Source organism: Bythopirellula superficialaquae (assembly GCF_059632245.1).
Genome location: NZ_CP197426.1, coordinates 4,016,272 through 4,035,949 on the forward strand (window position 1 = coordinate 4,016,272; position 19,678 = coordinate 4,035,949).

General features: G+C 55.4%; 16 protein-coding genes and 1 pseudogene. 11 read left to right on the forward strand and 6 right to left on the reverse strand.

The genetic code is table 11. From position 1 onward, the window contains the following. Nucleotides 1-101 precede the first annotated feature (101 nt). The 5 genes from SH678x_RS16565 to SH678x_RS16585 all read right to left on the reverse strand — a co-directional run bounded on the left by SH678x_RS16565 (nt 102) and on the right by SH678x_RS16585 (nt 5,948). Nucleotides 102-1,100, reverse strand: a complete 999-nt coding sequence (locus tag SH678x_RS16565) for a 2-hydroxyacid dehydrogenase (protein WP_496919565.1) — start codon at nt 1,098-1,100, stop codon at nt 102-104. Between the two features lie 18 nt (nt 1,101-1,118). Next, the gene (locus SH678x_RS16570) at nt 1,119-2,144 is read right to left on the reverse strand and encodes a sodium:calcium antiporter (protein WP_496919566.1); all 1,026 of its coding nucleotides are present in this window, start codon (nt 2,142-2,144) and stop codon (nt 1,119-1,121) included. Between the two features lie 194 nt (nt 2,145-2,338). Continuing rightward, complete coding sequence (locus SH678x_RS16575) at nt 2,339-5,140, reverse strand: cation-transporting P-type ATPase (protein ID WP_496919567.1); 2,802 nt, start codon at nt 5,138-5,140, stop codon at nt 2,339-2,341. Nucleotides 5,141-5,201: 61 nt separating this feature from the next. After that, nucleotides 5,202-5,543, reverse strand: coding sequence for a hypothetical protein (locus SH678x_RS16580; protein ID WP_496919568.1), 342 nt, complete (start codon nt 5,541-5,543; stop codon nt 5,202-5,204). 24 nt (nt 5,544-5,567) lie between these two features. Further along, entirely contained in the window at nt 5,568-5,948 is a 381-nt protein-coding gene (locus tag SH678x_RS16585; RefSeq protein WP_496919569.1) for a response regulator, read from the reverse strand. Between the two features lie 292 nt (nt 5,949-6,240). On the opposite strand from SH678x_RS16585, the gene SH678x_RS16590 reads away from it, so the two are divergent. The 8 genes and pseudogenes from SH678x_RS16590 to SH678x_RS16625 all read left to right on the forward strand — a co-directional run bounded on the left by SH678x_RS16590 (nt 6,241) and on the right by SH678x_RS16625 (nt 14,425). Further along, the gene (locus SH678x_RS16590) at nt 6,241-8,175 is read left to right on the forward strand and encodes a sensor histidine kinase (RefSeq protein WP_496919570.1); all 1,935 of its coding nucleotides are present in this window, start codon (nt 6,241-6,243) and stop codon (nt 8,173-8,175) included. A 13-nt stretch (nt 8,176-8,188) separates the two neighbouring features. After that, nucleotides 8,189-8,827, forward strand: coding sequence for a response regulator (locus SH678x_RS16595; protein ID WP_496919571.1), 639 nt, complete (start codon nt 8,189-8,191; stop codon nt 8,825-8,827). 472 nt (nt 8,828-9,299) lie between these two features. After that, the gene (locus SH678x_RS16600) at nt 9,300-11,216 is read left to right on the forward strand and encodes a DUF4914 family protein (protein ID WP_496919572.1); all 1,917 of its coding nucleotides are present in this window, start codon (nt 9,300-9,302) and stop codon (nt 11,214-11,216) included. After that, complete coding sequence (locus tag SH678x_RS16605; RefSeq protein WP_496919573.1) at nt 11,206-11,436, forward strand: SOS response-associated peptidase family protein; 231 nt, start codon at nt 11,206-11,208, stop codon at nt 11,434-11,436. Before SH678x_RS16600 ends, SH678x_RS16605 begins: the two co-directional genes overlap by 11 nt. Nucleotides 11,437-11,739: 303 nt before the next feature. After that, nucleotides 11,740-12,009: pseudogene (locus SH678x_RS16610) on the forward strand (transposase); the annotation flags it as partial. Nucleotides 12,010-12,280: 271 nt separating this feature from the next. Next, nucleotides 12,281-13,144, forward strand: a complete 864-nt coding sequence (locus tag SH678x_RS16615; RefSeq protein ID WP_496919574.1) for a PEP-CTERM sorting domain-containing protein — start codon at nt 12,281-12,283, stop codon at nt 13,142-13,144. 108 nt (nt 13,145-13,252) lie between these two features. Further along, nucleotides 13,253-13,921: a PEP-CTERM sorting domain-containing protein gene (locus tag SH678x_RS16620; protein WP_496919575.1), complete on the forward strand. Its 669-nt coding sequence runs from the start codon at nt 13,253-13,255 to the stop codon at nt 13,919-13,921. A gap of 231 nt (nt 13,922-14,152) precedes the next feature. Continuing rightward, nucleotides 14,153-14,425, forward strand: a complete 273-nt coding sequence (locus tag SH678x_RS16625) for a hypothetical protein (RefSeq protein ID WP_496919576.1) — start codon at nt 14,153-14,155, stop codon at nt 14,423-14,425. Nucleotides 14,426-14,729: 304 nt separating this feature from the next. On the opposite strand, the gene nhaR is transcribed toward SH678x_RS16625, so the two are convergent. After that, nucleotides 14,730-15,629: a transcriptional activator NhaR gene (nhaR, locus tag SH678x_RS16630; protein ID WP_496919577.1), complete on the reverse strand. Its 900-nt coding sequence runs from the start codon at nt 15,627-15,629 to the stop codon at nt 14,730-14,732. 237 nt (nt 15,630-15,866) lie between these two features. Here nhaR and SH678x_RS16635 point away from each other — a divergent pair, with 237 nt between their 5' ends. The 3 genes from SH678x_RS16635 (at nt 15,867) to SH678x_RS16645 (ending at nt 19,553) form a co-directional block, all read left to right on the forward strand. Further along, nucleotides 15,867-16,265 carry a tellurite resistance TerB family protein gene (locus tag SH678x_RS16635; RefSeq protein ID WP_496919578.1) on the forward strand — a complete coding sequence of 133 codons (399 nt, stop codon included), beginning with the start codon at nt 15,867-15,869 and terminating at the stop codon, nt 16,263-16,265. Between the two features lie 94 nt (nt 16,266-16,359). Continuing rightward, the gene (locus SH678x_RS16640; RefSeq protein ID WP_496919579.1) at nt 16,360-16,647 is read left to right on the forward strand and encodes a TFIIB-type zinc ribbon-containing protein; all 288 of its coding nucleotides are present in this window, start codon (nt 16,360-16,362) and stop codon (nt 16,645-16,647) included. A gap of 59 nt (nt 16,648-16,706) precedes the next feature. Then, the gene (locus SH678x_RS16645; RefSeq protein ID WP_496919580.1) at nt 16,707-19,553 is read left to right on the forward strand and encodes a cation-translocating P-type ATPase; all 2,847 of its coding nucleotides are present in this window, start codon (nt 16,707-16,709) and stop codon (nt 19,551-19,553) included. Nucleotides 19,554-19,678 lie beyond the last annotated feature (125 nt).

The window sequence follows — 19,678 nt, forward strand, 5'->3', positions numbered from 1 at the left end:
TTGCAGACTCAGATTAGTCGCTTTTTGGCCTCAGCATTTGCACGTGTCCGGCATTGCCATCGTCACGCAGAAAATCACTCGATTTACATGTGTGTTCTGATTCATAAGGTTGTTCCCTTCAAGAATGGTTCGCGGGTTTCAAGTTTGAGGATATTCGCAGTCGTCACACGAGCAATTTCGCTGAGCGCCTCTTGCGTCAGGAATGCTTGGTGAGCTGTGATGAGGACATTGGGAAAAACGAGCAGGTGCGATAGCTCGTCGTCGAGCAAAACCTGACCGGAGAGATCTTGGAAGAAGATGCCTTCTTCTTCCTCATAAACATCCAACGCCACGCCGCCAATGTGGCCCGATTTCAGCGCCGCGATCAGCGCGGTGGTGTCGATCAGTTTGCCGCGGCTGGTATTGACGATGAAGACACCGGGCTTCATCCGGGCGATCGTCTGTGCATTCAGGAGATGGAGCGTGTCCTGCAGAAGCGGCAGATGCAACGAGAGAATGTCGCTTCTCGACAGCAGGGTTTCGAAGTCGGTGTAGATGATGTCGTGTTCCTTGGCCCAGTCAGCCTCGGGAAACGGATCATGGGCCATGATTTTAGCTTCGAAGCCGCGGAAAATCTGCGCGGCGACTCGGCCAATCTTGCCTGTGCCGACAATGCCGATGGTCTTGCCGTGGATGTCGAAACCCACCAGTCCGCCAAGTGAGAAATTCAGCTCGCGGACACGGTTGTAAGCTCGATGAATCTTTCGATTAAGCGCGAGCAACAATCCGACGGTGTGCTCGGCAACCGCATGAGGTGAGTAGGCCGGCACACGCACGACGGCCAGGCCAAGCGTGCGAGCTGCATCCAGATCAACATTGTTGTGGCCGGCACAGCGCAGGGCGATCAGCTTCACGTCGAGTGCCGCCAGTATCTCCAGGCAGGCTCGGTCCGCGCGATCATTGACGAAGATGCACACAGCCTGCACGCCTTTTGCCGAAGAAGCCGTCTCAGCACTGAGTCTGAAGTCGTGGAATCGCCACGCAATGCGTTCTGCGTTGGCCGCACGCGCAATGTAATCGCAGTCGTAGGGTTTCGCATCATAAACAGCAGCTTCTAACATAAACACTTACTCATAAAGTCATACTGAAAGCAGATAAACAAGAAAAATGGCGCCACCCAGGATCAACAACATCAGCAAAGCATCGGGGTCGACCATGCGCCGTCGATTTTCTACATGATAAAGCTGACCCAATATGGCAATCGTGGTCGCGATGATCACGGCAAAAGACGTTACTGCATGCGACGGTGATATGTCCGCAAAGAGCGAACCAGGGTGAACCGCATCCAGGGGCAAAAACAGAATCATGTTGAACGCGTTGCTACCAAACACGTTGCCGATAACAAGGTCAAACGACTTCATTCTTAGCGCGGTGATTGATGCTACCAGCTCAGGCAGAGAAGTGCTGAGCGCAACGAGTGTCGTACCGACAAAAGTCTTGCCCAACCCAGAGAGATCAGCCAATTGTCCTGCTGCGTGAGCTAGGCGTGGCCCGGCGAGAACGAGCACGAGGGTCGCCGCTGAAAAGCTGGCAGCTGGTTTCCACAGCGAAGGTTGGAAAGAATTGATGCCACCTTGGTCAGAATTTCCTGCTTCGAATGGGTCGGCCGCAGCGCGAGCAGAAATACGTTGGTCGAGGAAGATCATTCGAACGCCAAGCAAATAGGCCACGAGTATCCCCCAGGACCAGATCCCGATATCAAGAAAGGAGAATCCTGGCAGGCGAGGTGTCGTTAGAATTGCCATCCCGGCGAGAGCCGTGAGGGCGATACTTAGTGCGCCCGATAAGGCATTCGCGGCGGCTTCACGGGAGAGCATCCTTCCGCCAGAACGATGACCCAAGTCTAAGACTGCCAGAATCAACAGATTCATTAAACTGCTGCCAAACAGATCGCCAGCCGCGAGATCGGGCATCTCCTGTCGCACCGCCGATAAATCTACGGACAATTCGGGCAGTGAAGTCGCTGCCGCGAGTAATACACTGCCGACCAATAGACGGCCAAGCCGCGTGATTTCTGCAATCTGGTCGGCGGACCACGCCAAGCATGTTCCGGCTAGCGCGACTACAGCTGCCAGCACTAAAAACTCAAAGGAAATCACTAACATAGTTCATCCCTCTGCAGACGACGTGATGGCACGTTCGATGGCGACAGATCTGTAGGTAGCTTTAAACCCGACCAGATGGGCTTGAACATCTCGATTCTTCCTTGCATCTTTTTTGCCTACACGTCGAGACAATTGCCACAGCGGCCAGCAACGCATCTGACAGGGCGCGAACAGTCGGATATGGCTTCGAGAAATCACCGTTTTGGCTCTCCAGTATCTAATTCGGAATCGGCAACTGTAATGACGCTGACAGACGTTCGACCTGTCCATTTCCTCCGAATCCACTTCTCTAGCCCCACGATTGCATAGGCCCCAATAGCTGTCAGCAGGATTCGCCACCAAGCGTCCCATCCAATCGGTGCGCTATGGAACACCTGGTTCATGAATGGCGCGTAGGTGAACAGTAACTGCAACGCCACCATGCTTCCCACGCCGACCCAAATCCAGAGATTCGAGAACACACCTAGTTGAAACATCGATTTCGTCAGCGAGCGACAATTAAACAGATAAAACAATTCCACCATCACAAATACGTTGACCGCCACAGTTCGGGCGTGCGCGTCGCTGGCCGCCTTGTCCAGTCCCAACTCGGCTCCCTTGTTGAGCGCCCACTCAAACGATCCAAACGCGCCAATAAGCAATACAGCCGATACGATCAGGATGCGGCCGATCAGCTCGCCGGTGAGGATCGGCGTCTTAGGATCGCGAGGCGGCCGCTGCATGATGTCGAGCTCTTTCGGTTCGAAGGCCAACATCAAGCCCAGCAGCACTGCCGTGGTCATATTGATCCACAGAATCTGCACCGGCAGGATCGGCAGGGTCGTGCCGGCGAAGATCGCGGCCAGGATGACCAAGCCTTCGCCCATGTTTGTGGGCAGCGTCCAAACAATGAACTTGGTCAGGTTGTCGAATACACCCCGTCCTTCCTCGACCGCCGCCTCGATGGTCGCAAAGTTATCGTCGGTTAGGACCATGTCGGCAGCTTCCCTGGCGACTTCGGTGCCACTGACCCCCATGGCGACGCCGATGTCGGCCTGTTTGAGCGCCGGGGCATCGTTCACCCCGTCCCCGGTCATCGCCACGATGTGGCCACCCGCCTGGAGGGCGCGAACAAGTCGCAGTTTTTGTTCGGGAGTCACGCGCGCGAACACGGCCACTTGGTCCGCAGTGTCAATAAGCCGGGCATCGGATCGATCCGCCAATTCGCGGCCGGTTAGTACCAGCGGACTTTCGGGCCTAGCCATTCCCCGCCCGCTCAGTCCGATCTGTCGGGCAATGGCTTGGGCGGTCAGCGCATGGTCGCCTGTGATCATCTTGACGTGAATTCCAGCTAACTGGCACGCCATCACAGCGCTGATCGCTTCCGGCCGCGGCGGATCGATCATTCCTTGCAACCCCAAAAATGTCAGTTCGTTCACGTCGGCATGGGTAATCGACTTAGTGTCGCCGGGTAGATCGGCGGAGGCAAATACCAGCACCCGCAGCCCTTTCTCGGCTAGCCTCTCAAGCTGCCGTTGCACCGCGACCGCGTCGAGGGGAATCTTATTACCACTCGCGTCGAGCATCGCTATGGACTTCGACAGCACCACCTCCGCCGCGCCCTTGACATACAGTTTTCTCTGAGCGGCATCCCCGCTCTCGTGGAGCGTCGCCATGTACTGATGCTGGCTCTCGAACGGGACGACATCGATCCGCCGTAGACGCGTGGTCCAGTCCTTGTGGTCCAAGCCTCCCTTGGCCGCCGACGTAAGCAACGCGCCCTCCGTAGGATCGCCCTGAACCTCCCACCGTCCCGACTTCTCGGCCAGCGCGGAATCGTTGCACAGAAGTCCCGCCTGCAAACATTCCCGTGCAGCAACGTTTTCAGCTAGGACGGGGCCTTGCTCGCTTACAGTCTTAATTTCTCCTAATGGTTCGTAGCCGCTCCCTGAAACCTCGTAAACAGTGTCTCCCGCCAGGATTTCGCTCACGGTCATTTGGTTGACCGTGAGCGTGCCGGTCTTATCCGAACAGACAATCGTGGTGCTTCCCAAAGTTTCGACGGCGGGCAACTTGCGGATAATGGCTCGCCTGCGTGCCATCCGCGCGACGCCAATCGACAACGTGATCGTGACCGCCGCCGGCAGCCCTTCTGGGATCGCTCCCACCGCGAGAGCCACTGCCGCCATGAGCATCTCGACCGCCGGTTGACCGCGGAGCCAACCCACGAGAAATGTGATACCTGCCAGTCCCAAAATTACTACTAATAGCAGGCGGCTGAACGTTGCAATCTTGCGTGTCAGCGGTGTCTCCAGCATGTCGGCAGTGGAAATCAGCTTCGAGATGTGTCCCACCTCCGTACTTGAACCAGTCGCGAAGACCACTCCCCGTGCCTGCCCGTATGTCACAAGGGTCGATGTATAGGTCAGATTGCGGCGGTCAGCGAGCGAACCATCATCAGCCATGACGTCCACTTGCTTGTTCACAGGGACGGATTCCCCGGTCAGGGCCGATTCATCAACTTGAAGGTCGCGACAGTGAAATAGCCGTAGGTCCGCAGGCACCTTGTCGCCGGACTGCAGGAATACGATATCGCCGGGCACTAACTCGGTGGAGGAGATTCGCCGCATCTGCCCAGCTCGCAAGACGCTGGCTTCTGTCAACGTCGTCTGGGCGAGCGCCGCCAGTGCTTTCGCGGCACTGGACTCCTGTAGGAATCCAATGACCGCGTTCACGATGACGACGCCAAAGATCACGCCCGAATCGACCCACTCATGCAATAGTGCCGTGATCGCCGCCGCCGTGAGCAGGATGTACACCAACGGTGTGTGAAATTGCAGCAAGAACCGCATCCAGGGTCCGTGTCCTCTCGCGGCGAGAATAATGTTGGGTCCGAAACGCGCCTGACGCGCCTGAAGCTCCAGTATGTCGAGCCCTTTTTCGGCGTCCGTTCCCAATAATTGCAGGACTTCGTCCGAGGGAAGCTGATGTAAATTCTTTCCGACAAGTACGTCCACGGCGTAGCCTTTCCGTGATTTGCTGTATTTAGTCGTCTACGCCTGATGGTGCAGCGAAGGCTTAATCGCAGTGACCTAGACTTGCGTGTTCAGCATCCTTTCCGAGCGTCCCCATCCCACGGTTGCGGCAACATCGCTGCGCGAGGTATGCCAGCCGCTTGAGCACATTGTGGTCGTAGAACGGCAGGTGCTCGTCTAGATTGCGGCAGAGCAGATCTGGCAGATTTGCAGCGCGGATCGTTCGCACCAGTTCGTCGCAGGTCATACCGTTGATTGCGGAGGTGCTCAGCGCGGCGATATCCGACTTGTCCAGTGCCTCGAAACGAGCACACCGCCTGGACCTCCACGGGAAGTCTGTGCGAACACTCCGGAGTTCGTCGCGTACCAGTAATTTCACAGTCATGACTTTCTCCTTCCGGACAACGACCTACAACGGACTTTGTGTGCCGTTCAGACAGCACCCGTGTAGGTGGACTAGTAAGTCTTCAAGCTGGAACGGCTTTTGAAGGTGCCCTGCTAAAGGGGGGCATGCGGTGTTGCCGAATTCCTCCGGCACCACGTCGTCCGAAGTTAGAACCACTGGAATGTCTGACCACCTGGGAACCTGCAGCATGCAAGCCCGAACACCATCGCTACCGCCCCAGAGCAACTCTCGATCGAGCACGACGACGTCGGGGGAACACCGACGCAACATAGCGACACTCTCTAGTCCATTAGTGGCGATGTTCACTTCATGCCCGTGATCCGACAGGTATTGCTGGGCGACCCCCAAAAACCTCTGATCTCCGTTAGCTATTAACACTCGCATACCGCGCTCCTGATTCGTAAACGGCGTCGTGGCCGCGTCCTGTATGACCGTTGGGCCTTATCCGCGGCAAAAACTCCTCCTATCCCATGCTTGCATCTAACTCGATCAATCCAGCGAGAGATATTATGAGGCACAGGCTGACCGTCAAAAAATCGAAGCATTAGCCATTTGCGAATAGCGGATTCCGCCATGCCCCGTGGGCTGGAGAATCGCTAAAATCTCGAATTGTGAGATTTTAACCGCCATCAAGCATTCTGCCGCAATCGCTGCCAGTTCGGATATCAATGTGACGATGGAAGAACAACTACCAACGCAAGAACTTACAGAAGCGGAGTGTCGCTACCGTTGCCTACGTGCTGCGGTCGCCAATTACCACTACCGAGTCCGGATCGAAGATGGTCGGATCGTTGAGAAGATCCACGACGCGAACTGCGAGGTCATAACCGGATACAGGCCGGAAGAGTATGTCGCGAATCCGTCGTTGTGGTTTGAAATCGTTGCGGAGGAGGACCGCCCCGACGTCGTGCGGCAAACGGCTGCGGTACTTGCTGATCAGCAAGCGCCGGTCATCCAATACCGCATCCGGCACAAGGACAACCGCATCCGTTGGATTCAAAAGACAGTCGTTCCTTACCACGATGCTCAAGGTCGCCTGATCGCTTACGACAGTCTTCTTAGTGATATCACGGAACGCAAAGAAACTGCGGATTCACTTCGCGAAAGTGAAGAACGCTTTCGGCTACTGTTTGAGGACGACCTCACGGGAGACTATCTCGCTGCGCCAGATGGGACGATTTTGCTTTGCAACAAAGCCTTCGTGAAGATTTTCGGCTTCCACAGTCGCGAGGAAGCTATTGGCAGCAATATTGCGAATCTCTATATAGCACCGTTGTCTTGGCCGCGATTCATCTATCTCCTCTCGCAAAATAAGACCTTAGAGCGCTACGAACGTATAGGACTGTACAGCGATGGGACGCCGCGACATGTTATTGAAACCGTGCTGGGAACATTCGACGCTCAGGGTCAACTCTTGCGCATCAAGGGTTATGTGTTTGACGACACGCACTCCAAACTTGCTGCGAAACGACTGAACCGACGCAATGCAGAGCTTGAAGAAGTCGTCTCGCAGCGCACTCGAGAGTTGCGTGAGAATCACGACCATCTTGAAGCCATCTGGAACTCTGCGTTTGACGCTATCATTACGATTGACAGCCGCGGCCGGATCCAGAACACCAATCGGGCTGCCGAGAAGATGTTCGGCTACTCCTATGCCGAGATGATTGGCCAGAATGTTAAGATGCTAATGCCATCCCCGTTCCGCGAGGAGCACGATGGCTATCTCCAACACTACATGGAAACAGACCAGGCGAGAATTCTCAATGTTCCTCGCGAATTGGTTGCCTGCCGAAACGATGGCTCGACATTCCCCATCGACCTGTCCGTAACTCAAGTCGATCACTCTGAATATTTTACCGGAATAATCCGCGACATCTCCGAACGCAAGAAACTGCAGACACACGTTCTGGAAAGTGCCGCAGAGGAGCAGCGCCGCATCGGTCAAGAACTACACGACGGTACTGGACAGGAATTGACCGCTCTCTCGTTGGTCGCTGGGACGCTGCTGAAACTCTTGACAGACGTGCCGGCGAAGGAATTTGAGGGCCAACTCGTGCGGCAGCTCGATGAAGCCAGCTTTACCCGGATTTGCAACATCGCAGACAAACTCAATCGAAAACTCTCCAAGGCACATCGAGACATTCATCAGCTCTCTCACGGCATCATGCCAGTGCAGATCGACGCTGAGGCGTTGCGGTCGGCACTCGATGAGCTTGCCGCCTCGATTCACGCCCCGCCAAAGCTGAGTTGCCGTTTCGATTGTCCCCTGCCGGTTATGGCCGTCAACAACACCACGGCGACGCACCTATACCGAATCGCTCAGGAAGCGGTGAACAACGCACTTCGGCACAGCCACGCAGAAGAAATATGCATTTCACTACGGCAGAATGAAAGCAAGCTTATCTTGGAAGTGCGTGACAATGGTGTCGGCATCGACGCGCTCGACGGCAGAGTCATTCCCACTGGCAAAGACCGAGGCATGGGGTTGCGGACGATGCAATATCGCGCCGGGATGATTGGTGGAACGTTACATGTCGAACGCCGCGAGGCGGGTGGAACATGTGTGAGATGTGTGTTGCTTTACCCTCGGGTGGAGATTTCTAGTGAATAAACCCCGTTCACCCATGAAAATCCTGATTGTAGATGACCATCCCTCGGTTCGCGAAGGGCTGGCGTTACGTATTTCTCTCCATTTAGACCTAGAAGTGTGCGGCGAGGCGGACTCCGAAGACCAAGCATTCGCACTTGTGAAGCAAACAGACCCCGATTTAGTGCTTGTGGATATCTCGCTTAAGAGCGGCCATGGGATCGAGCTAATCAAACGCATTAGGGCGTTTGATTCTGCGGTCAAAATGCTAGTCATCTCCGGCTTTGAGGAGTCTCTTTATGCAGAGCGTGCTTTCCGGGCCGGAGCACTTGGATATCTCAATAAACAAGAATCTAACGAGAAGATGATCGCAGCTATTCGTACCGTGCTTGCCGGTGAACGCTTCCTAAGTCCGGAGATCAGTCGACGGCTCATCAACCAAGCCCTAGGCGCTTCCGACAATACTAAATCCCCATTTGAATGTCTTACTGACCGTGAACTCGAGATTTTTCGCATGATTGGAGAAGGCTTAAAGACCAGTGCTATTGCGGAACGGCTTTTCCTCAGCACACACACCATCGACACCCATCGCGAAAACATTAAGCGGAAACTCGCCGTCAGCAACGCCGCCGAACTCTCGCGTACCGCGGTTCAGTGGCTGCTGGAGAACGGCTGAGAAAGCAGGTATAAACCGATGTTGGCCGTTCACATCTGCTCGACCGTGACATCACGTCCTAGCGTTTGCCCCTGGCTCCAAGGCATGCGAGATCGTACTTCGTGCTATCAACCATCATCGCCGCCTAAGGCGTCCGGCGATAGACGTGAAAAACTCCGACGCACTTTGTGAGTTTAAATTCTTGGGGCAAATTTGCTCGCTATGCTCACCAAAATAACTAACCTACACATTGCGCCATTTGCTCAACGCGGACGGGCCGTGAACAGCTACGATTTTGCCAATCATTTAAAGGTAGAATCATTGCGCGCCCTGGTGTCGTCATTCCTTGTCAGCGGCGTTCAAGGACATATAGAATGCGTCGGCCTGTTGGGTTTTTCTGCCGAGCAAATACTGGCGAGTCGCGGTCAGCTCGGTACCACGGGATTCTTAACTTGTGTACTTTTGCAAACGAAATTTTAAGGATTGCGTCCCAATGCGTGAGTCAAATACGTCGGAATTCAACTTCTTCGCTCTGCCCTCGGAATTACACGAGATCTTAGCTGCCTGTCCGGGGTACATCGTTGGCAGGAATGTAGAGCAACTAGTTTCTTTGGCGGTCCGTGACGCGGGGCCGGATGGCTGGCACGAGGTAGCGTACGAAGTGCCGGGTCGCGGTCGAGTTGTCGAAGCCCAGGCCTGTGAAGTGACGAACGGAGTGGCCGCCAATTACGTCGAGCCGTACATGCGCCGCCGTGATCCCGATTGCATGGTCATTGGCGACACACAGGCCACGAACAAGCCCACCTATCACGCCCGGTTTGGCGCTGAATTCGAGCCGATCCGGGAAGCGACCTTCGAATGGCTCAAAACGCAAAAACTTGCGCTCTTTCCGTTTGTAGCAGGGATGTTCGAAGAAGGTGTCGACGCCGTTGTCGTCGCCCCAGAGAACGCAGGCTTTTTCGCGCTCGGACTCGCGTTGCTTCAGGGAATTCGGGACTACGAAACGCTTCCAAAGACCTTCAACCCCAAGGCGGTGATTTACGTTGCCCCGCCCTTTCGGCATACGCACTTTGGTGGCCAGCAAATTGTGGTGCACAATCGCTTGCCGGACATGCATGAACTGTTTAGTTACAACCTTTACCCGGGGCCCAGCGCGAAGAAAGGAATCTACGGCGTGCTGCTCACCCGCGGCGAAAAAGAAAAGTGGGTCACTGCCCACTGCAGCACAGCCCGTGTGATTACTCCCTACGGAAATCGCCTGACGATCATGCACGAAGGTGCCAGCGGCGGCGGCAAGAGCGAAATGCTAGAACAAGCTCATCGCGAACGTGACGGGCGGCTTCTGCTCGCGCAGCATGTGAACGTTCCCGAGGAACGGCGCCATCTCATCTTGCCTCGGACCTGCGATGTTCACCCAGTGACCGACGACATGGCGCTCTGCCACCCGCGGTTCCAACGCGTGGATGGTCGCTTAGGCGTCGCCGACGCCGAAGATGCTTGGTTCGTTCGGGTCAACCATATCCACCGCTACGGAACTGATCCTCACTTAGAGGAATCGACGATTCACGCTAATGAGCCACTGTTGTTTCTCAACATTAAAGCGGCCCCCGGTTCAACGGCGCTGATTTGGGAGCATATCGAAGACGAGCCCGGGATTCCGTGCCCGAATCCGCGCGTGATCTTGCCGCGCCGCAATGTGCCCAACGTGGTGACCGGAGGGGTAGCGGTCGACATTCGCAGCTTTGGAGTCCGAACGCCGCCTTGCACCAAAGAACGACCCACCTTTGGGATTGTAGGTTTATTCCATGTCTTGCCGCCGGCCCTGGCATGGTTGTGGCGACTGGTAGCACCGCGTGGCCACGCCAATCCCAGCGTCGTCGAATCGGAAGGCATGGGCAGCGAAGGCGTGGGCAGTTATTGGCCGTTTGCAACGGGCCGCCGGGTCGATCAAGCCAATTTGATTCTCGAACAAATCATCAATACCCCGCGGGTGCGTTACGTGCTGATCCCTAATCAACATATAGGGGCCTGGAAGGTTGGCTTTATGCCGCAGTGGATCGCCCGGGAGTACCTAGCCCGCCGGGGTGGCGCCAAGTTCGGCCCCAGCGAACTGACTCCCGCGAGGTCGAGTCTGTTGGGCTACGCGCTCCAGCAACTGATTGTCGAGGGGCAGCGAATTCCCTTCTCCATGCTACAAGTCGATCGCTCGATGCACGTGGGTCCAGAGGCGTACGACGCCGGCGCCAAGGTGCTGGAGAACTTCTTCTTCAAGCATCTGGCTGAGTTTGATGTTGAGGATCTTCACCCGTTGGGCAAAGAGATCATTCGCTGCTGCTTCGATGGCGGCAAAATGTCGGACTATGAACGTCTGATCGCTGGGGAACCTGTTGTCGGCTTAGATGACGACTGAGGCCAACGAACTTGTCGGCGAAATCCACGACCGGATGCCAGTGATCTTGTACGACCACGATTACGATCTGTGGCTCGATCCCGAGATGCAAGACCCCACAAAACTGAAACGGCTCTACAAGCCCTTCCCGGCTGCGGAGATGGAGAGCTATCTCGTGGACCCCAAAGTCAATAATGCTCGGAATGAGGGGCCAGAACTAATCGAGCGATTTAAGGGGTGACTGGCACGGTGTAATTTGAAGTTCCCATGACACATGGACTTCTCACCATTCCTTACAAAGCTCTTCCACCCCCACACCGGCCTCTGCTTGCTGCAGGGCAAACGCTATCTGCTGATCTGTTAAATGACTCTTCTTCATGGCCTAAGTCTCCTAAAATTCTATGGCCAGTCTTCCCCTCCAGATTCTCATAACCCATGGAGCAGTTCTTGAGAATCCGGCCAAGTGCCAATGACATCGCTACACCGGTCACGCCCTCATGTGCAGGTTGGCGGGCCATATGGCGAGCAGGAAGGAACCGCCTACAACCAAACATGGTTGCGGTTATTCGCCTTGGCTTACAACCTCGGCAACTCCCTGGGGCGGTTGGCACTGCCCAGTGATCTGAGTCACTGGTCGCTGATTACGCTCCGTGAAAAGCTGGTGAAGATCGGAGCCAAGGTGACAAGGCACTTCAAGTACGTCACTTTCCAACTCGCCGAGGTGGCCGTGCCACGGCGGTTGTTCGCGGCGATCCTCGACCGGATCGCACGGCTGGCGATGTCGCCGCCGGGAGTCGCCACGCCGCGTGCCTAACCCAGCAAGCACGGTGCAAGTCACGATTTCAGGAGAAGTTGCGCGCTGAAGGGCGGATTCGAAGTCCAAACGCGGTCTTTGGAGCTCTTCTTGCCTGCCAGTGCAGGGAAAAATCGGAAAAAACGCCACTCGCTACACACGAGGGGGCGCAGCGTTCACGATGAGAGCTAATTGTGTCGGAAGCGGTTCTCGACTGTTCTATCCGGGATATCCCGGGTATGATACGACCCTGAGCAACAACGACTATTGCCAAAAAACCGAGGTTTGCCTAATGACAATGCATCAATTTTTTCTTTCCGCGATTCTTACTGGCGCGGTTCTTATTGGGCAATTCAGTTCCACGATTCATGCGTCGGTAATTCTTTCTAATGCCACCACGCAGGTAACTGTCTATGGCGGCGAATTTAATAATGGCCTTGTTCCACTTGGTGGTTTCCACGATTACATCGATCTGACAAGCGGCATTGGCACGGCTTGGTCCATTGATCCCGTGTTGATTGTCGACGGAATACCCTCTGTACTGAGCAACGGCGGATCTGGTGGTTTTGGTTCACCCGTAGACTTAGGTGGCGGACTTGTCGAAAACACGGCTTCCATTGCTAACATCTCTGTACGAGCGGTGACGGAGCTCATTGGTTCCGCTGCCAGAACCACATTCACTTTTGAGAAGATCGATCTCAATGGTTCCGATCTGGATGGCAGCACGTTTGTGTTTTATGCAGAGAACGATATTGTAAGTGCCAATGACGATACGGCATTGTTCACCGGTTCGATCGCGACTGACGACTTAGCGCTTTTTCAGTTCGATAGCGTGGCTGGAGGTCTCACGGTGAAGCTGACTGCCAAAAACCTGGGAGGTGCACCCATTTCTTTGTTTGGCGCCGGTCTATGGACGGGATTCGGCGCGGCAATTGAGTCGGCAGATCTTTCCGTGCTTTCTACTGATGGTTCGAATTTTGCTTCTGCGGGTGACCTTGGACTGGCACTGGCTTTTTCGCTCAGTGGTTCGTCGGCCGTTGTGCAAGTGGATTATGACACGCAGCCCGAAACGCCAATTGTGCCTGAACCGGCTTCGTTGAGTTTGTTCGCGATGGGACTTTGTGCGTTGGCAGCAAGACGCGGACTCGGGAGATAGCGCACGGCATCGGAACGATGCCGGCTTGTTCGGCGCACCCATCAAAGTGACTGCCGTCGGGTTGCATATTAAAACCTGTCTCTTTGAATCCCCCAGCTGGAGAGAGTAATGACGAGATTTGCGATCGCCGCGGCGATGATGCTGGCCCTGCTCGCGGGGCCAGCCCAAGCCGCCTCCATTCTGCTGACGTTTGACGATGTGGCCTGCAGCAGCTCTTCCTCGGGCGGTCCCGCGGACGTGGGTTGTACGGCGAGCGGTCAACCGGTCGGGACGGACTACGGCTCCACGACGGATCTCACGGTCTTCTTTAAGCCGGCCGACCGTCCCGGCATCACGCCAGACCAGAACCATGTAGCGACCAACTTCGCGTCGCCGGGAGACTTCAGCGTTGGCCAGCCGGGGAACATCCCGCCCGCGCCGCTTGCTGAGATCATCTTCACCCCGGCCCCTGGCTACGAAGTGTCGCTGGTGAGCTTCGCGCGGCGACGCGGGACCAGCACCAACAACAACGCCAACTTTAGCTTGCGCGATCCCAACGGACTGCCGGTCTACATGCTGAACGTGCCCAGCAATCCTCTTGAGAAAGTGACCGAGGCCGTCAACAGCGCGTTCTACGCCGGCCCGATCACGTTCGGCTATAACTCGACTCAGGGCTTCACCCGTGTCGACGACATCCTCCTGGAGTTGAGGGCGGTGCCGGTTCCCGAGCCGTCGTCGTGCGTAATGCTGCTCGGCCTCGCCTCGCTCGGCTTCGGTCGGACTCGGAAGTACTGTTAGGTCGAGCGCGGAGTGCGATCAGCGATCGATGTTCATAGCAACGCATTCATCACTTCACACTCCTAACTCCCTGTTTCTCACCTCCCTGTGAACATGGGATGGGGCGGAAGTGACGCTGCTTGGTGATTCACCCCCCACCATTTAGCGCTAAGAAACAGGCCTTCTGGATTACTATTCCCCTCAAGCGGAGCGTCCGTGACTCAGGACACTCGGCATGCGAATTAGAAGTATGTGACGGTGCATCTGGCCGGGGTGATTGAAGGGATACCTGGCGACTTCGACGAGGACGGTGACGTCGATGGCCGCGACTTTTTGATTTGGCAACGAGGCGGTTCACCAAAAGCTCTGAGCGCGAGTGATCTTGCCGATTGGCAAGCGAATTATGGGGTGAGCAGACTGATCGCTTCGAGTACCGGCGTCCCGGAGCCAAACAGCGGATGGCTCGCCCTGGCGGCAATCTCGTGGGCTTGGGCCGCACGACCAAGTTCACGCGATGGCATCTAAGCAGCACGGAGATTGTGCGAAATGCGCGGTCCAAGTAGATGCCTAGAGGTCTTCCGGCATCACACGGTGCGATTCCATGCTAAGGCGATGCAAGTCTCCCAAGGTTGCCGCGTAGAGCTGTGTCAAAAACTACGTTTGATGGGACTTTGAATTCCGACATGAAATTTGACACACCGTTGCTCGAAGTGCGGTCGGCAAAATGACTTGCGGCGAACAGTGCCAGCAAACCAAAGTTCTTCTATCCGCGCGGTTACCGGAGAATTCGCTCGGACTAGGTGTAGCATCCGGCTGCACGCCGAATAATCTAACTGTTATTCAACGTAGATTGCGCTTGCTTTGAGATTGCCAGCACCGCCGGGTGCTTGATGCGACGCTCTACGGAAATCGCATAAAAGCGTTCGCGAACTTCTTCAATGCGACCGACTAAGCGGACGTGGAACTGTTGGCAGACATCTGCCTCCACGGCTGTCGCGATGGGGAACAAAGCGGTTCCATCGCGTCCAAAGCACTTGAGCAATGCGCTATCTTCAAACTCAGTCTTGACGTTAGGCCGAATCGATTCAGCATCGAACCATTGATCAAGGGATCTGCGCAATGTCGTGTTCTCCGTCGGCAGCAAGAAGGGTGCGCGATCGAGTGAGCGCGGGAAGTCACGCCGGTACTTCTTCGCGAGAGGCTCCGAGGCGACGATGGACACTCCGCTTTCACCCAGCAGATGGCTGAACGCCTTGACCTTCACAGCCGGATTAAGCGGCGTGTCGGCCAGGACCACGTCTAGACGCTGAAGCGCAAGTTCCGCGATGAGATGATCGGTCTTGCCCTCTCGACAAAGCATACGCAAATCCGTAATCGCTAGGGCTGGCCGGAGTAGGTTATAGGCCACAGCCTTCGGTAACGCGTCCGCGACGCCGACAAAAAGACGTAAGGGCCGCGCAGTTGGCAGTCCCGCCACGTCATCCATGAGTTCGCGTCCTAGGGCGAAAATCTCCTCGGCGTAGCGCACGACGTGATGTCCAGCCTCGGTCAACGCCACTCCACGACCGACGCGATCGAATAGCTTTTGCCCTAATGTTTTTTCAAGTTCCCTAATTTGGCCGCTGATCGTCGGCTGCGCTAGCAGCAACTTCTCGGCGGCCGCGACGAGGCTCCCCTCTTTGGCGACGGTCCAAAACGTATGCAGATAGTAATAGTTAAGCTGATCCATATCCGCATTATATCGGAAACACCGATAGGTCAACTCCTCACTTCCGATGAAACCATGAGCAGTCGCTACCGTATCATCTAGTAATCCAAGTGGCGAACCCATTGATATCAATCTGGAGGCAGTTAAAGGCAATTAAGTATACACGTGTTCATGCGGACATTCAGATGCAAGTTCTCAGAAGAGATCAGGCATTAATAGCCAACTAAAGTTCTGTTCACCATTGAAAGGCATAAACGAATGAGGAATGAATTTCGCACACTCGGCAAGAGGATCTTGACCAACGGCAAGATCGAGGGGCACGAAGTCGAATCCCTACGCGAATTGCTTTCCGCAGATGGAAAGATCGATCGAGAAGAGGCTGAGTTCTTACTTAATCTATACCGCCGTACTGATCAGATAGCACCAACTTTTGAGAAATTCTTCTACAAGGTGATCAAACAGCACCTGCTTGATGGTGGAACACTCAATGATGAGCGCGCAGAGTGGTTACGTAGGATCATCTTGATTGACGGTAAGGTGAGTGAGCGGGAAAAAAAGCTGCTCCGTGAGATAAGGGGCGAGGCTAAGGAGATCTCCTTCGCAGGCGAAGCATTGATAGAGGAGTGCCTGGCTTGGTCGGCAAATGCGAGAGATTAATAGTCGGAACACGTCGGTCGCCTGCGGATTGCCGAAAGCCCAATTTCTCGACCGTTGACCGTTCGTTTCAAACCCCTGGATTAAGGATCGACTTATGAAATGCCCAACCTGTGAATGCGAGCTTCGGATGAGCGAACGAAAAGGAGTGGAGATCGATTATTGCCCAACTTGCCGCGGCGTATGGCTTGACCGCGGCGAGTTGGACAAGCTTTTGAAGCACGCAAGTCATGAACAAAGTTACCGCGAGCGTCATGAAGACCACGACGCGCACCAGCTGCGGGAACATTCTCCAACGCCGCCGCAAGGCTCACCACAGAAATACACGGAAAACTATCCGAAAAAACGTGAGTCCTTTTGGAGCGAATTGTTCGACTTCGGATAGTCGCCATCTGCACACGACCTGGGACGTCAATCGAAATCTGGCTTGAGATAAGCTCACTAATGTCAACATCGCCTATCACGCCTGCCACCTCTTACGCGACCTGGCACAGTCGCTCAGCTGCGGAAGTTTTAGCCATTCTGGGTAGCGATCCTCAGTTGGGTCTTTCCGGAAGTGAGGTGCAACAGCGGCAAACTAAGTATGGAGCGAATGCGCTAAAGGAAACGCCGCCGGTTCCTCTCTGGAGGCAGTTCTTGGCACAACTCCAACAGATCGTGGTGGGTCTGCTGTTGGCGGCTGCTATCATCGCTGGGATGCTTGGCGAATGGATCGATACCGGAGCGATCCTTGCGATTGTGGTGCTTAACGCGACACTTGGCGTCTTTCAACAACGTAAGGCAGAGCGTGCTCTGAGCGCCCTACAAAAGCATTCCGCGCCAACTGCGAAAGTGCTTCGCGATGGTCAGCTTAGTAGTGTGGCCGCCCGCGAGCTTGTCCCCGGCGATCGCATTGAAGTGGACGCGGGCGATCATGTTCCGGCAGATGCTCGCCTGGTCGAAGGGTTCAGTTTGCAGTCCTTAGAAGCCACATTGACTGGCGAGTCGACGCCAATCGCCAAAGATCCTGATGCCGTCCTGACCCCTGACACGCCACTCGGTGACCGTAGCAATATGCTTTTTCAAGGCTCTGTGATCTCCGCAGGGAAGGCTGGAGCGGTGGTGGTAGCGACCGGAATGGATACGGAACTTGGTCGCATCGCGGAGCTGCTTGCTCAACAGAACTCAGAACCTACTCCGCTGCAACGGCGACTGGCAGCACTCGGTCGTGGGCTGGTACTGCTTTGTGTGGCGTTGGTCGGCATTATCTTTGCCCTGCAACTATCACGAGGTGGCCAGTTTTTGGAGACGCTTCATTTGGCCGTCAGCCTCGCGGTGGCCGCCATTCCAGAAGGACTTCCGGCGGCAGTGACCATCACGCTGGCGGTGGGTTTAGAACGCCTAGTGCGTCGTAATGCGATCATCCGCAAGCTGGCGAGCGTGGAGACGCTGGGGTCCGTAAATGTCATCTGTTCGGACAAGACGGGAACACTCACCCGTAATGAAATGACCGTCCGAGAGGTTCATACATCGGCTGCCGGTTACGCTGTTTCGGGTTCCGGGTATGTTCCTCACGGAGAGTTTAGCTGCTTAAAAACTGCGCAGCCTATCATTCCTGTGAATCAAGTAGATTTGTTACGAATCTTGGAACTTACGGCCTGGTGCAATCACGCTCGCGTTGTATCGGATTCCGAGGCTAGGCATCGCTGGCAAGTGATAGGTGACCCGACCGAGGCAGCCCTCGTTGTCTTGGCTCGCAAAGTGGGGCTAGAGTCATCTAGTCGGGGAGAACTACTATATGAAATCCCATTCGATTCCGACCGCAAGGCAATGTCAGTAGTTGTTGCTCCGCCCGGTCGCCCTCGGCTGATCTGTCTCAAGGGCGCTCCAGAAGTCGTTCTTGAAAAATGCATCGGCGTGCAGCAGGATGGAAGATCAGTGCCGTTAATGGCCGCTGATCGCAAGCGATTGCTGGCGCTTACCGATGGAATGGCAGCCCGCGCACTACGCGTATTGGCGTTTGCTTTTCGCGAAGATGTGGAACTAGCTGAAGAACTGGACTTAGAACGCGACTTGGTCTTTGCCGGCTTCGTCGGGATGATTGACCCGCCTCGAGATGAGGTCCGCGTCGCAGTTGCTCATTGTCGCTCCGCCGGCATTCGTCCGATCATGATCACAGGCGACCATCCGGCCACTGCGTTGGCCATTGCGCAAGAGCTTGGCATCGCGCGCGGAGATCAAGAGGCGATAAGCGGGCGTGAGTTGGATCAATTGTCGGATGACCAACTGCTAACACAGCTTGCGAACGTGGCGGTGTTTGCGCGCGTGACTGCGGAACACAAACTGCGGCTAATCCAGTTACTCAGATCACAAGGAAATGTCGTGGCCATGACTGGCGACGGCGTCAACGACGCGCCTGCGGTGAAAGCCGCCGATATCGGGATTGCGATGGGTATAACCGGGACTGACGTGACTAAAGAAGCCTCAACGATGGTCTTGGCGGACGACAATTTCGCCACCATTGTCAATGCAGTTGAAGAAGGTCGCGGCATTTTTGACAATATTCAGAAGTTCATTCACTACCTCTTGGCTGGGAATATCGGCAAAATCATCTTCATGTTTGTCGCAGCCGTGTTGGGCTGGCCCAACCCGCTATTGGCCGTGCAATTACTTTGGTTGAATCTTGTCACCGATGGGTTGCCTGCGCTGGGGCTCGGAGTGGAACCGCCAGAACGCGGCGTTATGGAACGTCAACCTCGCGCCGCGTCCGCTGCACTCATCGGTTGGCGGCAAGGCCTACTGCTCCTAGCGCATGGCGGGCTCTCCGCCTTGTGCGCTTTGGCGGGTTTTTGGATTGTCTACCAGGGAGACGTCGCCAAACTAGCGGAGTCGCGAGTGGTTGCCTTCTGCATCCTAGCCTTCGCCCAACTAGGCTACTCGCTGTCGTGCCGCAGTTGGCGGGTATCTTTGCCGCAGTTAGGTCTCGCATCAAACCCGACGCTGCTGGCGGCGATTGGCGTCTCTTTCATGCTACAAATCGGCATCGTGCTCATTCCCTTTCTACATCCGGTATTTGGCATCGAGGCCTATCCGACCGGTAGGGAGTGGCTTGTAATCGTCGGCCTGTCGTGCGTGCCGATGTCGTGTGTCGAATTGTCGAAACTGGTCTTGGGCTGCCGCTACGTTGGAGATATGAAGTGGAGGAAGCTCATTATGCCTCGGTCCCTTTCCATGCCTGATGGATGCGGAGTTCCAGACGGTGAAGATTCGAAATCCGTTGAGGAACTTATGATAAAGAACAGATCGGTCTAGGCCTTTAAAGAAATGGCCGTTTCCACATGTTATCAATTCTCATATTTAGCGTGCTACTCGCGAGGCAACCTTGAATAACTTTGAGCGATTTTGTACGCGGTGCAGGAGACTCTTCGTCGCAGAAG